The organism is Streptomyces sp. NPDC056835, assembly GCF_042789485.1.
Taxonomy (GTDB): Bacteria; Actinomycetota; Actinomycetes; order Streptomycetales; family Streptomycetaceae; genus Streptomyces.
The window spans coordinates 21,092-35,172 of sequence record NZ_JBHUBB010000035.1; the positions used below are offsets into that span (position 1 = coordinate 21,092).

Consider the following 14,081-nt stretch of genomic DNA (forward strand, 5'->3'; position numbering starts at 1 on the left):
CGGACCGGATGGGAACGGACCGGATGACGGGGGCGGGGTCGTCGTGATCCATGAGGTGGACGACGCGCTGCGCGCGCTGCTCAGGGCCGAAGTCCTCGAAGGCGCCCAGATCGCGGTGGTGTTCGACGCACCGACCCGCGACTGGGCCGCCAAAGTCAACGCGCCCACGGTGAATGTGTATCTCTACGACATCCGCGAGGACATGCGGCGGCGCGAACGCGGGCTGCACAACGAGTACGACGAACAGGGCACGGTCGTCGCCCGCCGCCGGCCGCCGCGCTTCTTCAAGCTCTCGTATCTGATCACCGCTTGGACGAAGCGGCCGGAGGACGAACACCGGCTGTTGTCCTCGCTGTTGGCCTGTCTGCTGCGGTACGAGGCGCTGCCTCCCGAGCGGCTGACGGGAACGCTCCAGGACATCGGGGTGGCCGTACCCATGACCATCGCGCTGCCACCGCCGGAGGACCGCTCCTTCGCGGACGTGTGGAGCGCGCTCGGCGGCGAACTGAAGCCGTCGCTGGACCTGGTGATCAGTGTGCCGGTCACAGCGTCACCGACCTATGCCGTGGGTCCGCCGGTGGGTGACGAGGGGATGCGCGTCCACTTCGGTGACCGCGCGAGTGACCGCGCGAGTGACCGCGCGCGGGAGGAGCGTGCGCGACGGCCCGCCAGAGCGATGCCGGGCCGTGGGGCGCTTCCGCTGTACGGAGCCGCTGCCGATCGGGGCGGAGATCCGACGGACGAGGGCGGCAGTCGGGGCGAGCGCGAAGCGGGGCGGCGCCCCGGGCTGTCCCTGCGGATTACGGAGAACCGGGGCGATGCCTGAGTGCGAACGGTACGACGGGGAGCGGCCCGATTCCGACGGGGGCGGCCAAGACCTCCGTCATCTCCTGAGCTGCGCCGTACGTGTCGAGCGGCGCGTACGCCGGGCGGTCGAGGCGCGCCGGCTCACGGACCCGCATCCGGACGACGCGTTCCGGGGGCTGTATCTGACCGAGGAGACGATCACGCGGCTGCTGGACGAGGGCCGTAGGTTCCCCGCGCCGGACGAGACCGATACACCTGACGAGGACAGCGCCTCCGCCACACGCCGACCACGGTCCCGACTCACCACGCTGGAAAGGGAGTTCGGTCTCACTCCGCTGGATATCGAGATTCTGCTCATCGCGCTCCTGCCGGATCTCGACGACCGGTTCGAGGCGTTCTACGGCTACCTCAACGACGATGTCACCCGCCGCCGCCCGTCCACCGGACTCGCCCTCGGTCTCTGCGGCCTCTCCCCGGCGGACGCCGACGCCCGCGCCCGGCTCGGCCCCCGGGCACCGCTGCGTGCCGGCGGGCTGCTGCTGGTGGAAGAGGCGGACCGGCCGTTCCTGGGGCGCGCGTTACGGGTTCCCGACCGCGTCACGGCGCACCTCCTCGGCGACGACGGCCCCGATCCCCGGCTGACCGGTCTGCTGGCGCCATGGCACGCCGTACCAGGTGTGGGCGATCCCGGGCCGCTCGCCCGTACCCTCGGTTCCGGTGTCCATCTGGCGTATCTCCGCGAGGAACAGGGCGGCGCGGGTACGGCGCTGGCCGCCACGGCGCTGAGCTTCGCCGGGCGCGGCGTACTGGGCCTGGATCTGTCCCGGCTGGCCGAGGATCCGACGCCCGTCGAGGCGGTGCGGGCGCTGGTACGGGAGGGCCGGCTGACGGGGGCGGGGCTGGTCTGCGCGCCGCTGGACGCGCTGTCGCGCGACCATCCGGGGACTCTCCGGCTCCTCACCGACACCCCGCTGCCGACGGTCCTGGTGGGCCGCTCCCCCTGGGACGCGGCCTGGTCGACGCGCCCGCCACTGCTGCTGCACGCCCCTCGGGTGGAACCGGCGGTACGGGCCGCCCTCTGGCGCGATGCCTACGCCGAGCCGGTCCCGGCCGATCTGGACGTCGGCGTTCTGCTCTCCCCGTTCCTCCTCACCCCGGACCAGATCGAGGGCGCGGCCCGCAGCGCGGCCCAGACGGCCCGGCTGGACGGTGGCGCCCTCGGCCCTGACCACATCCGCCGGGGTGCCCGCGCCCAGAACGCGGCGGGCCTCGACCGGCTGGCCCGCCGTATCGAACCCGCCGTGACCTGGAACGACCTGGTACTCCCCTCTGACACTCACGCCCAGCTGCGCGAACTCACCGCCCGCGCCCGCTATCGCGACCAGGTGCTCGGCGAGTGGGGAATGCGCCCGGGCGGCGGCAGGGGCCGGGGCGTATCGGCCCTCTTCGCGGGCGACTCCGGCACCGGAAAGACGATGTCCGCGGAGGTGATCGCGGCGGATCTGGGGCTCGACCTCTACACGGTCGATCTGGCGACGGTCATCGACAAGTACGTCGGCGAGACCGAGAAGAACCTCGAACGCATCTTCTCCGAAGCGGCCGGCGTGAATGGCGTCCTGCTCTTCGACGAGGCGGACGCGATCTTCGGCAAACGCTCAGAGGTCAAGGACGCCCACGACCGCTACGCCAACGTCGAGAGCGCGTACCTGCTGCAACGCATGGAGTCCTTCGACGGCCTCGCCATCCTCGCCACCAATCTCCGTGCCAACCTCGACGACGCCTTCACCCGCCGCCTCGATCTGGTCATCGACTTCCCCGTCCCGGACCCGCCCCAACGCCTGCTCCTCTGGGAACGCTGTCTGGGCCCCACACTCCCCCGCGCCTCCGACCTCGACCTCCCCTTCTGCGCCGAGTCGTTCGAACTGGCGGGTGGCAACATCCGCTCGGTGGCGGTAACGGCGGCCTATCTCTCGGCGGCCTCGGGCACCCCGGTGACGATGCCGACCCTGATCCACGCGATCCAACGCGAGTACCAGAAACTGGGCCGCCTGACCCTGGCCTCGGAATTCGGCCCCTACCTGGATCTGCTCAACTGCTGATGTCGAGTCAAGTCACCTTTCTATGAGGGCAGTTCACTCGATAGAAGGCATCGTGTGGCTCGGCGCGGTAGGGCTGACCGTGCGCCCCTACAGTCTGCTGTGCCGTCCGGATGAGACGGCGTCCGTCGCCGGAAGAGGAGTGGACATGAGGTCTTCGGGGCGTATGGCTGTCTCGGCAATGGCGGTGGCGTTGGCGGCGCTCGGGGTGGGAAGCGGTGCCCCCGCGTCCGCGGCCGACACAGCGGCGCCGTCATGCGGCGGGGCGGAGGACTGCTCCCTGAAGCCGACCAGGCTCACCGCCAGCCAAGCCTCCCTGAATGTCACGCAGATGCAGCTGGAGAACATCCACGCGATGGCGGTCGACGCGGTGACCGGGGAGCCCATCCGCGGTGCGCGGATCGTGTTCGCCACCATCGGCGGCCGGACACTGGGGGCGTCCTACACCGACTACGACGGCATCGCCGCGATCACCGCCCCGGAGAATCTGGGCCCCGGAACCCTCCAGGAGCTGCTGGGCGGCTACGAAGCCTCGATGATCGGCGACGGCGTCCACGCCCCGGCCGGAGCCCACGGAGCGATCACCATCGGCATCGACCAAGGCCCTGGTGTCCCGGCCGGCCCGTGCTCCGTCTGCAGTGACCGCGGACTCAAACAGGACGTGGTCCCGGTCGACTGGAGCCGGTAGAGATGTGGTTCTTCCGTCGGCGGTGCCGGGCGGCCGACCACGGCGCCCCGGCCCTCCGTTCGGGCGGCGCGCGGGAGAGCGACGCTGTGGCACCGGCCGGAGCGGTCAACGGCTACGAGGTCCTGGAGACCGTGGCCGCGCTGCCCATCAGTACCTGGCGCTACCTCTGGGAGCCCGAAGACGTACGTCACCTCGGGCCGATGGCCCAGGACTGGCACGCCGCCTTCGGCTTCAACCAGGACGACACCAAGATCCCTGTGGTCGACGGCCTCGGCGTCGCCCTGGTGTGCGTCCAGGCCTTGCACCGCCGCGTGGAAGAACTCACGGCCGAAGTGGATCGGCTGCGAGAAGCCGCGAGCGTGAACGAGCCCCAGGCCGAGCCCGAGCCCGCGTCGTAGGTGCGCGCGGACAGGGGTCAGCCCCTGTCGATCCCCGCGGAACACTCATCGCGATCCAGAAGGCAGAACACCATGACACAACACGACACCGTGACGGGACCGTCCGAGACGGTGGATCAGCCGTCGCCGGTGTGTACGGACGCGGTCTGGCGGCTTCCCGTGACGGTCTGTCGCATCACTCAGTTCCTCAGTGAGCGGACGGCCGACGCCTTACTGGAGCGCGCCATCGCCTCCACCGAAGACACGTTGAAGCCCTCCCTGATCCGTGACCGGGAACTGGTCCCCGACATTCGCCGATCCCGGTCCCGCCAGGACTTCCCCGTACCGGAGTTGATGGCGGCCATCGATGAGGTACTGGAGCCGGTCGAGCACACTCTCGGAGTCTCCTGCCGGAACACCGAACCCGACTACACCCTCAACGCGCACAACGACGGCGACTTCTACCGGGCGCACCAGGACACCGCCGCTCGATTCGCCCCCCGGCGACTGCTCACGTTCGTGTACTACCTGCATCGCACCCCCCGGCCTTTCGACGGGGGCGAGCTGCGTGTGTTCGATGCCGCCCTGCCGCTCCACACCGAGACAACGGGGAAGTGGGAGGACCGCACTTGGCGGGACTGGCCGCCGGAGCACAACAGCATCGTGTTCTTCCGACCGACCGCCTGGCACGAGGTGCGCCCGGTCAACTGCCCGAGCGAGCGGCACGCGGACAGCCGCTTCGCCATCAACGGCTGGCTGTGCAGCCCAGACCCCGCGCATCGCGAGGACGACGCCGGCCTGTGAGGGGGCCGCACCCCACCGGTGTGGAGTCGACGACCCACACGTCGTCGCTCCAGAGTGTGGTGTCGACCGCAGGGTGACCCGTTCGGAATCGGTCAGTATCGGTTCCCGTTCCTCGCGTACACGAGAAGGAACGGCGGCAAGTCGGCCCACTGCGGTTGTCGCGCGGCGACCTCGGCGTCCCTAATACTCCAGCCGTAGATGATGATCTGGCTGGTCGTTGGGGCTGCGTGGCATGGGTAGTGGCAGTTGCGGGAGCTGCCGCCGCGGTGCTGATCCTGTGGCGGAAGCCGGTTGTCGGTCCCCCCGAGTAGAGTTCCGGGCATGATGCCCAAGAGTTTCTACGACTTAAGGTTTGGCGTGTCTCCCGGCGGGGCCAGGAAGGACGCGCACCACATCTGCGGCAGCCTCGACGAAGCCAAGAACGCTCTGGACTCCGAACTCGACGAGTCCGTCAACATATGGCTGCTGTTCGACTACGGCAGTGGTGCTGATCTGGCCCTGGATGTGTATCAGCGGGGTGAAAGAGTGCGTTCGATTGACCTTCACCGGTTCGTCACGATCCGGGTCGATGGCTACCCGGACATCACCTTCCACGGATCGGGCAAGCCGATCGGCTACGCCGTCGGCGCGGATGATCCGGCGAAGGTGAGGATGGTGCTTGCCGACGGGATGTTCGATGGCTCCTTCAATGGCAGGATCGAGGTCACTGTGGACTGGGACAGTGTCCTCGTCCCGCCGCTTGTGGGTGAGATCGCGCAGTACGGCGACTACGTCATGCTTGGCGACGTCCGCGTCGATGACCTTGATGACCTCAACGGGGACGAGTCGGCGATCGAGCTGATGGACCGGGGCTACGTCGAGTACGGGGATCACGATTTCGATGCGTGAGCCAGATGGGGTTGGCCTCATGCTTCACCATGAATGCTGAGCTTCATGGTTGTCGGGTCGCTTGCCGTTGGTAATGGCCGGCGCGGGCTGGGGCCTGGTGACGCCGCCGCCAGCAGGAGCAGCGAATCGGTGGGCTGAGTCGTGAACGGGTTGGACGGCCAAGGCGGTGAACAGCTGCTGGTGTTGGATGCCGGGCGAGCTCGTCGGCGCGGACGGCATTAGTAACTCGCCATGACTACGGCCAACTCAAGTCGCCACGGTCGAATAAATCTTCCACCGCACCCAATGAGTTTGCGAGAAGCCTCTCTAATTCATCAGGCTCTACGATGGGGTGATCCGCCTCGGGTCTTTCAGTAAGAGACAGACCGGGGCGACTGAGACGATAACCGTCTGTCGCACGATAGAATGAAAACGGTAGACCAGAATCATGAAGGCGGCGCGTGAGATGCCACTCGCGCGCCGCCGACGAAGTAATGTCTACTCCTCGCGAGAGCAGCTTTGGAATCGCCACCGTATACGCCTGCTCCGACAGCGGATTACCCCTCAAGTCCGCCCGCTTCAGGCGGGCTTGATTCAATAGCGGGGCGAGTTCCCTTATAAAATTCCTCGCTACCCTCAGCGTGTAGAGCTCGAAGGATTCAATCCCGCTCAAATCAACAAGAGAACTGTCCTCCACGGTAAGCGAGACCAGTGATTCAAGAAGAGGAAGCGCCCTCAGGGAAGTCAGTTCGCAGCCCACCAGGATCAGCCCCTCAAGATTAGGGCAGAGAAGCAATCCTTCCAGTTCTCGGGCATGGGAGACATGAAGAACGGTCAGGGACTCAAGCTGCTCGGTCGACCAGTTTCCGTCCCCTCCCAGTTGACGTGAAATCGCTTCCTCAATCGCCCGATCAACATGAAGTGACATTCACCCACCCCGTAGACTGTCGTGCGCCCGGTCGAAATCAAGTTCAATCTGTGTAAAATTGGAACGCTGCTGGATGGATAACCCCTCGACGGTCATCCCCTCCGCCATCTCACCTCCCGGCGTGCGATAGAGGGCACCAATCTCCTGAATTCGAATCGCCGCAGGCATGCCCGATATGTCGCCATCCCACACCAGGCCATTTTCCCCGCCGAGCATTCCCCTCAGCGCGGATACGAAACCTTTCGCGCCGAGCCCTTTCTTTTCGTTGAATATCTCTCGCAGCTTCTCATGGAATGCATGTGTACCATTCGTCATGACCGACTTGTAACGCGTCTTCCCTTCCTTGTTCTTATAAGCCTCATAAAATGATCCGACGTGCCCTCCTGGGGCGACCTCCTTTCCCTCGCTGTCGAGTATCCGCCATAGCACCATACTCGTACGAGATCGAAGATTATGCTGCAGAGTCACCCAATCCAGCCCTTGCGTCAGGCCTGTTCTACGCTTCTCATCTATCGCCGTCTGGAGAGTGGCTCGAACATAGTTCGTCGGAATCCACTCATGCTTCCCCTCGTCGATGCCGCGGAAACGGTCCTTGAACCAGGACGCCGAATCTCCATCGGAGTTCCATATTTCGTTCAGCCTCCTCCATGAAATTTTCCCGACTTGGCCGAACTCCACCATGTCGTGCAGGAATGCCAAGACCGGATGAAGATCACCTCGCCTCGCCCCGTTGACCGCTTCCACCAGATCCGGGTCAGGATCTTTGTCACCTTCGGGGAAAGGTTTGAAAATCCCGTACGGTTCGATCTCCGGCAGGAAGTTCATCTCCTCAAGGAGACCTCGATTCTCACTTCCTTCCTGAACTTTCTCAAGACCCTTGTTTCGAATGTGCTCAACCGTTGCACTATTACCTAGCGCCTCAATAAGCTCACTACGGATCGGACTCCTCTTGAAGACCCTTCCCTCATAAGCATGCCTCTTGTCTGGATACGTCCCCTTACCTTTAAAGTATGACGAGTAGACACTTTGCACCGTGCCCGGCGATCGCAGATACTCCCGAGCAGCCCCCTTCGTCTGATTGAGAACATCCTCCTCCCACAGTTTCGGCTTATTGAGCTGCCTCACCCACCACCACTTATGGGCAGGATTGATGATGATTTCAGCACCGAAGAACGGGAGGTTGGCCGCAACCATGCGTTTGCGTTGCTCTTCGGACGACGAGCTGCCACTCCCTCGCCGGGGAGTTGGTGCGGAGCTTTTCCTCAGATCTACCGGATTCACTTTCCCTCTCACCGACCACGTGTCGCCGTCCGGCACGGGAGTGAGTTCCTTCAACCGATACCTGGCTCGAATCACAGAGAGAACCGGACGCAGCACGCCCGACGTCACCGGGCTATTACTGTACCTATTGAGCGCGGCAACGGCTGCTTCCATACCTCTGTCGAGTCGCTTACGTTTCTCCTCTGCGCTGCCGTGGCCGGGCCTCCTCTTTTCGAGTTTGACCCGGAACTTCTTGGCGGCTTTGGCGATTTTGTCGACTATTTTGTCGATGGCTCGGTTGACCGGGCGGGAGACCTTTTGGAAGGCCTGTCTGACTCTGTTGGCCAGGCCGCCGATTCCCAGGAGTGAGGCGAGGAAACCGATCAGGAGGGGGATACTGGCCGCCAGGGCGGTTTCCACTGTTTTGGGGACGGCAGCCGCGGCGCCGTTGGCTATGGCCACTACCGCGTCCAGGACCGAATTGACGAATTCGACTATCTGGGCGCCCTGGGTCACGATGAACGTGACGATGTCGATGATCCCCTTGACCGCCCGTACGAACGCCGAGGCGGGATTGAGGAGGGAAAGAATCCAGGTGATGCCCGCTATGAGGACGGTCGGGATCAGATAGGACTTGAGGTCGTCCAGGATGGTCGACTTGAGATCGCCTGTCTCGGCGGTGATCTCCTGGGCGGCGCCGGCCGGGCCTTCTCGGGCCAGGGCCTGGGCTACGGGGACGGATTGTTCGGCCTTGGTCATCGCTTCGTCGGGGACGCCCTTGCGCGTGACGCGGGCTCGGATGTTGTCCCAGGTCAGGCCCAATAGCGAGGCGATGAGCTGGATGATTCCCTTGAGGTCGAAGCGGGCGGGGATTTCGAGGCCCGTGCTCACCGCTGTGCCCAGGAGCCAGGAGACCAGGCCTTTTTGGAGATGGGTGGCGATGTTTCCGATGAAGAGATTCAGGCCCGCGCCGACCCCGGAGACCAGGTTCTTGAGGAAGCCGATCGGGTCCTTGATGATCTTTCCGATGGCGCCGGCGGCCTTGGCGAGGATGCCCATCAGGAGGTTCTTCAGCTCCATGATGGTCTGGATGACGCCTGCCACGGCGTCCACGACCTTCGCTATCAGCCCCTTGTTCTCTTCTTCCAGTTTCTTGATCTCCTCGTCCACCGAGTTGAGAGCCTCGGTGTACTTCTGGGCGAGGTTCTGGACCAGTTGTGCGGACTTGTCGTTGACCTCGGATTCCAGGTCGTCGAACTTGCCGGCGAAGTCCGCCGCCGCCTCCTCGCCGAACTTCTTCAGATCCGCCGGGAGTCTGTCGACCTCCGCCTTCAACTCCGCCCGGCCCGTGGCGATACGGGTCTTGGCCCGGCCCAACTCGGTGCCGATGGTGTCGGCGATGGACGAAATGACCGCCCGCATCTTGGTGACATAGAGCTCCCGGGACTTCTTGAAGATGTCCAGGCCTTCTTGCGGCAGTCCTTTGAACTTGTCCCTGATCCAACGGCCCTTGCCCGTGAACCCCGAGTAACGCTTGTCCTTGTACCGCTTCATCCGGCGCTTGTGATCGGCGGTGAAGTCGTCGCGGGCCCGTTTCTCGCCCTCGGTGAACTGCTTGTCGACCTTTCCGTCCAGGTCGCCGAGGATCTTCTCGACATCCTTCTGCGTGGCGTCGAAGACCTTCTGGAGCTTGGCGGTGACCTGCTCACGCTTCTTCTCGTCCGCCGACTTCGTCTCGCCCTTACCGCCGTCGACCGCCTTGCCCGCGGCGGCGCGGTCGGCGGTCATCGCGCTCATGGCCGCCGCGCCGGACGCGGCGGCGCCGGCCTTCGCCGCTGACAGTTGCTTGGCCTCGGCCGCGCGGCCCTTGGCGGGGGCGACGGCGGTGTGCTGCTCGCCCTTCTTCTTCTCCGACAGCGCCGCGTCGAACCGCGGCTCGTTGCCCTTGGCCAACTGCTCCTCGGTGACCTCGGCATCCGCCATCTGCTGGTCTACCCGCTGATTGCCCTCGGAGAAGTCCAGGACCTTGTCCGGCTGTTTGGCCGGCACAGCGTCCGCCGCGCTGGGTGCGCCCGGGTTGCCCGGAGGCTGGTCCGGGCCCATCGGGGTGACTTGCTTCTCCTTGGCCCGCGAGGTGTCCGGGGCGGCCGTCGTCGCGCTCTCGATGTCCTCGGCCGACGACTTCTTGCCGTCCTTGACCTTGCCGTCGATCGAGTCCTTGATGTTGTCGGCCTTGCCGGAGTCGGCGAATCCGTCTGCCTCGTCGAGGTTCTTCGGCGCCTGGGCGGCGATCGCCTCGTTGACCGCGCCGACGAACGCGTTCTTGTCGAACTCCCCGGGCTTGGCCTCGTTCATCTTCTCGGCGTTGGCCGCCTTGCCCTGCGCCTGCTTGTCGTCAGGTGGAGCGACGGCCGCGTCCTGCGCCGACTTAGACTCGCCCGCCGCCGGCTTGTGCTGCTTGATCCGCTGCTTCTTCGCGGCGATGTCCTGCTGGACCTCGCGGAAGCCGGGCGCCTGCGCCGGCGGGGGCTTCACCACCTCGGCGTACCGCTGCGCGACAAGCCGCGACACCGCCGCGTTGCCCGCCCTGCCCTGGAGGCGCTGGAGGCTACGGGCGTTCAGCCGCGGTCCGGGGGCGGATGCCGTCGATACGTCGGGGGAGGTGGCCGGCTCCCTCGCGGGGGCCGAGGACCGGGGCGCGTCCGCGCGTACGGCAGCCGCAGAGCTCTTGTCCGGAGCGGCCTTCACCGCCGCTCCCGGTCGCGGGTCCCCGACATACCAGCCAGGGTGTGGGCGCGTACGGTACGCCCGGCAGCGCATGCGGGACAGTGCCGGGGGCAGGATGCGTTGCCCGATCACCTGTCCCGGCGACTCTGCCTTTTCGGGCAGTCGCCTCGGTACGACGCGGCGGCCGAATGCCCGTTCCGGATGATCTCGCCCACGGCGAGAATCGCCCACGTTCCCTGATCAACCGCGTTTCTGATCTACCGCGTTTCTGATCAACCACGTTCCCGATCCACCACGTTCCCGATCCACCACGTTCTCGATCAACCGCGTTTCTGATCAATCGCGATCCACGGTCATGGCGCCCACGTTCCCGGTCAAGGAGAGTCGCATGCCGTCGTATCTGTCCCCGGGCGTGTACGTCGAAGAGGTCCAGTCCGGCTCACGGCCGATCGAAGGCGTGGGTACGTCCGTCGCCGCCTTTGTCGGCTTCGCCCGGCGCGGGCCGCTCAACGAACCGACGCTGATCACCAACTGGTCGCAATTCGTGAGCCGGTTCGGCGAATTCGTCGAGGGCACCTATCTCGCCTCGTCCGTCTATGGATTCTTCGCCAATGGCGGCGGGACCTGTTACGTGATTCGAATCGGTGGAGCCGAGGCGGACGGTGGCCCGTCCGGGGAGCTCACCTCCGGCGCGGAGGCGCGCCTCGGGCCGTACACCGTACGGGCGTTGCCCGGTGTGACCGGTGAGATCACTGTGACCGTGGCCGATCCTGAGGGCGAGGATCCGCCGCAGGACGTGTTCAGTCTGGTGGTGGCCCGGGACGGCAAGGTCGTGGAGACCTACCCGGCGGTGTCGTCCAAGCGCAGCAAGGACAATGTCGCCTCGCAGGTGAAGGCCCGGTCTCAGCTGATCGAGGTACGCGAGCCGGGGCGCGGGCCCGCGCCGGGCAGACCCGAGGCGCAGACCGTGACACTCCGGCCGGCGGACGACGCGGAGACCGCGACCGGGCCGTTGTCCGCGGACGAGTATGTGGGGGACCCGGACCAGCGCACCGGCCTCGGCGGGCTGGAGGCCATCGACGAGGTCACCATGGTCGCCGTACCGGACCTCATGAGCGCCTTCGAGCGCGGAGTACTGGACCGGGAGTCGGTGATCTCGGTCCAGCAGGCCCTGATCAGCCACTGCGAGCTGATGGGTGACCGCATCGCGATCCTGGACGCGCCCCCCGCCCTGAGCCCGCAGCAGATCAAGGGCTGGCGGACGGAGACGACAGGCTTCGATTCCAAGTTCGCGACGCTCTACTACCCGTGGATCAAGGTGTTCGACCCGGCGACCGGCCGCAATACCTTCGTACCGCCGAGCGGTCACATCGCCGGCGTATGGGCACGGAACGACGCCTCTCGCGGGGTGCACAAGGCTCCGGCGAACGAGGTCGTACGCGGAGCGGTCGCCTTGCAGACGCAGTTGACCAAGGGCGAACACGATCTGCTCAACCCGATCGGTCTGAACTGCATCCGCGCCTTCCCGGGTCGCGGTATCCGTGTCTGGGGCGCGCGAACACTGGCGTCGGACCACGACTGGCGCTACCTGAATGTACGCCGACTCTTCAATTACTTGGAGGAGTCGATTCTGACCGGAACGCAATGGGTGGTGTTCGAGCCGAACGACGACGCGCTGTGGGCCCGTATCCGCCGTACGGTATCGGCGTTTCTGGTCAATGAGTGGCGCAGAGGCGCGCTGTTCGGGCTCACGCCCGAGGAGGCCTTCTACGTGAAGTGCGACCGTGAGACGAACCCGCCCGAGAGCATCGACGCGGGGCAGGTCATCTGCGAGATCGGGGTGGCTCCGGTGAAGCCCGCGGAGTTCGTGGTGTTCCGGCTGTCCCAGCTGACCGGTGGATCCGGCGCCGTCGAGGAATGACCTTCGGTCTTCGGTCTTCGGCCTTCAGCGTTCGAGGATTGAGGATCGACCATCGCCGATCGACGAACTGACAATTAGCGTAGAGGAGGCTGGTAGTGCCACTTCCCGATCTCGACAGTTCCGTCGGGCATTCCTTCGGTCTGGAATTCGACAGCGTCGTCATCAAACAGATCACCGAGGTGAGTGGTCTGAAGATGGAGCAGGATGTCATCGAGCTGAAGCAGAACACCGCCGACGGCAAATATGCCATCAAAAAGCTCCCGGGACGGCCCAAAGCGGGTGAGGTCACCGTCAGCCGCGGACTCACCGAGGACAACAGTTTCGAGCAGTGGGTCAAGGACTCCCGGTTCGGCCGGATGTCGGACGCCCGGCGCAACGGTGCGATCATCGTCTACGACTACGAGGGCATCGCGATCAAGCGCTACAAGCTGATCAACGCCTGGCCGAAGTCCCTGGAGATCGGGACACTGAAGGCGGGTGACACCTCCGTGCTCACGGAGAAGCTGGCGATCACCTACGAGAGCATGGAAGTCGACTGATGCGGCGGGTGCTGTCCGCCTCCGCGCGGGGTGGGGGAAGCGACGACGAACGCACTTCCGCCGGGGAGTCCCGCGAGTCCCGGGAGCTCCGCGAGTCCCGCGAATCGCTACGGACCGAGTTCCCCTTTGAGCTGCCGCGCGGGTACGTGGACGACGCCGGCACCGTCCACCGCGGTGGCGTGATGCGACTGGCCACCGCCCGCGACGAGTTGATCCCGCTCCGGGACGACCGCGTACGGGAGAACGCCGCCTATCTGTCGGTAGTCCTGATCGCCCGCGTGGTCAGCCGGATCGGCACTGTCGACGACATCCATCCAGGCGTCATCGAGGACCTGTTCGCCTCGGACCTCGCCTTCCTCCAGGACTTCTACCGTCGGATCAACGCCGAGGGTCACACCCGCGCCGCAGTGACCTGCCCTTCCTGCCAGGAGAACTTCGCCGTGGACCTCGCCGGAGGTGGTCGCCCGGGGGAATCGTGACGTACGCGGCCGACCTGCTGTACGAGGAGGTCGCGTACCTCGCCTATCACTTCCACTGGCCGCGCGACGAACTGCTCGACCTGGAGCATCCCGAGCGGCGCGGATATATCGCACAGATCGCCCGGCTCACCGGCCAGGAGTAACGGAAGCGTCCAGCGGGACCGGAAACGCGAGGGAGGAACGAGACCATGGGACTGCTGTCCTGGCTGCGTGGGGACCGGGCCGCGGCGGGCGCGGGTACGGCCGCGGCGGACGCCGACGCACCGGCCGGGACAGGACACCGGGCGGTCGGCCGCCTCGAACTTCCGCCTGTGCAACGTACGTTGACAACGCCTGACCTGGTCACGGACCCGGACGGATTCCGGGGATCTCTCGGCACCTGGCAGGACGTCACGCTCAGTACCCCGCTGGGCCATCTGGTCAGCCCACAGGCACCCTCGGGGCTGGTGCACGGGCTCGTCGCCTCCACTGGTCCGACGACGCCAACGGTGAGCCGACAGGCCGAGGGCACGCGGACGCGGCGGGCGGAAGGCGACGTGGTCGCCACCTGGCCGGGGGCGACGGGGCGCGTACAGGTACAGCCCCAAG

The 14,081-nt window shown here is 65.8% G+C and carries 12 protein-coding genes; 10 read left to right on the forward strand and 2 right to left on the reverse strand.

Going from position 1 to position 14,081, the window contains the following annotated elements; translation table 11 throughout:
• Positions 1 to 43: 43 nt before the first annotated feature.
• The 6 genes from ACFRMN_RS31335 to ACFRMN_RS31360 all read left to right on the forward strand — a co-directional run bounded on the left by ACFRMN_RS31335 (position 44) and on the right by ACFRMN_RS31360 (position 5,660).
• Positions 44 to 826: a DUF4255 domain-containing protein gene (locus tag ACFRMN_RS31335; RefSeq protein ID WP_383025866.1), complete on the forward strand. Its 783-nt coding sequence runs from the start codon at positions 44 to 46 to the stop codon at positions 824 to 826.
• Entirely contained in the window at positions 819 to 2,906 is a 2,088-nt protein-coding gene (locus ACFRMN_RS31340) for an ATP-binding protein (RefSeq protein ID WP_383025868.1), read from the forward strand. The genes ACFRMN_RS31335 and ACFRMN_RS31340 overlap by 8 nt, the downstream gene beginning before the upstream one ends.
• 163 nt (positions 2,907 to 3,069) lie before the next feature.
• Positions 3,070 to 3,591 (forward strand): hypothetical protein, encoded by a 522-nt coding sequence (locus ACFRMN_RS31345; protein ID WP_383025871.1) that lies wholly within the window; start codon positions 3,070 to 3,072, stop codon positions 3,589 to 3,591.
• 2 nt (positions 3,592 to 3,593) lie between these two features.
• Positions 3,594 to 3,989, forward strand: a complete 396-nt coding sequence (locus ACFRMN_RS31350; protein WP_383025874.1) for a tail fiber domain-containing protein — start codon at positions 3,594 to 3,596, stop codon at positions 3,987 to 3,989.
• A gap of 72 nt (positions 3,990 to 4,061) precedes the next feature.
• Entirely contained in the window at positions 4,062 to 4,772 is a 711-nt protein-coding gene (locus ACFRMN_RS31355; RefSeq protein ID WP_383025877.1) for a 2OG-Fe(II) oxygenase, read from the forward strand.
• A 321-nt stretch (positions 4,773 to 5,093) separates the two neighbouring features.
• Complete coding sequence (locus ACFRMN_RS31360) at positions 5,094 to 5,660, forward strand: hypothetical protein (protein ID WP_383025880.1); 567 nt, start codon at positions 5,094 to 5,096, stop codon at positions 5,658 to 5,660.
• A 235-nt stretch (positions 5,661 to 5,895) separates the two neighbouring features.
• Here ACFRMN_RS31360 and ACFRMN_RS31365 read toward each other — a convergent pair whose 3' ends face one another.
• Both ACFRMN_RS31365 and ACFRMN_RS31370 read right to left on the reverse strand, forming a co-directional pair.
• Positions 5,896 to 6,567, reverse strand: coding sequence for a hypothetical protein (locus ACFRMN_RS31365; RefSeq protein ID WP_383025883.1), 672 nt, complete (start codon positions 6,565 to 6,567; stop codon positions 5,896 to 5,898).
• Positions 6,568 to 10,575, reverse strand: coding sequence for a hypothetical protein (locus ACFRMN_RS31370; protein ID WP_383025885.1), 4,008 nt, complete (start codon positions 10,573 to 10,575; stop codon positions 6,568 to 6,570). It abuts the gene before it with no gap.
• Positions 10,576 to 10,942: 367 nt separating this feature from the next.
• On the opposite strand from ACFRMN_RS31370, the gene ACFRMN_RS31375 reads away from it, so the two are divergent.
• The 4 genes from ACFRMN_RS31375 to ACFRMN_RS31390 all read left to right on the forward strand — a co-directional run bounded on the left by ACFRMN_RS31375 (position 10,943) and on the right by ACFRMN_RS31390 (position 13,636).
• Positions 10,943 to 12,475: a phage tail sheath family protein gene (locus ACFRMN_RS31375; RefSeq protein WP_383025888.1), complete on the forward strand. Its 1,533-nt coding sequence runs from the start codon at positions 10,943 to 10,945 to the stop codon at positions 12,473 to 12,475.
• Between the two features lie 95 nt (positions 12,476 to 12,570).
• Complete coding sequence (locus ACFRMN_RS31380; protein ID WP_030353092.1) at positions 12,571 to 13,014, forward strand: phage tail protein; 444 nt, start codon at positions 12,571 to 12,573, stop codon at positions 13,012 to 13,014.
• Complete coding sequence (locus tag ACFRMN_RS31385; RefSeq protein WP_383025891.1) at positions 13,014 to 13,493, forward strand: hypothetical protein; 480 nt, start codon at positions 13,014 to 13,016, stop codon at positions 13,491 to 13,493. The genes ACFRMN_RS31380 and ACFRMN_RS31385 overlap by 1 nt, the downstream gene beginning before the upstream one ends.
• The gene (locus tag ACFRMN_RS31390) at positions 13,490 to 13,636 is read left to right on the forward strand and encodes a DUF6760 family protein (RefSeq protein WP_383025894.1); all 147 of its coding nucleotides are present in this window, start codon (positions 13,490 to 13,492) and stop codon (positions 13,634 to 13,636) included. Before ACFRMN_RS31385 ends, ACFRMN_RS31390 begins: the two co-directional genes overlap by 4 nt.
• Positions 13,637 to 14,081 lie beyond the last annotated feature (445 nt).

Coding starts and splice junctions, on each gene's coding strand:
- ACFRMN_RS31350 (WP_383025874.1), top strand. CDS start 3,594: ATGTGGTTCTTCCGTCGGCGGTGCCGGGCGGCCGACCACGGCGCCCCG.
- ACFRMN_RS31365 (WP_383025883.1), bottom strand. CDS start 6,567: ATGTCACTTCATGTTGATCGGGCGATTGAGGAAGCGATTTCACGTCAA.
- ACFRMN_RS31340 (WP_383025868.1), top strand. CDS start 819: ATGCCTGAGTGCGAACGGTACGACGGGGAGCGGCCCGATTCCGACGGG.
- ACFRMN_RS31360 (WP_383025880.1), top strand. CDS start 5,094: ATGATGCCCAAGAGTTTCTACGACTTAAGGTTTGGCGTGTCTCCCGGC.
- ACFRMN_RS31355 (WP_383025877.1), top strand. CDS start 4,062: ATGACACAACACGACACCGTGACGGGACCGTCCGAGACGGTGGATCAG.
- ACFRMN_RS31385 (WP_383025891.1), top strand. CDS start 13,014: ATGCGGCGGGTGCTGTCCGCCTCCGCGCGGGGTGGGGGAAGCGACGAC.
- ACFRMN_RS31345 (WP_383025871.1), top strand. CDS start 3,070: ATGGCTGTCTCGGCAATGGCGGTGGCGTTGGCGGCGCTCGGGGTGGGA.
- ACFRMN_RS31375 (WP_383025888.1), top strand. CDS start 10,943: ATGCCGTCGTATCTGTCCCCGGGCGTGTACGTCGAAGAGGTCCAGTCC.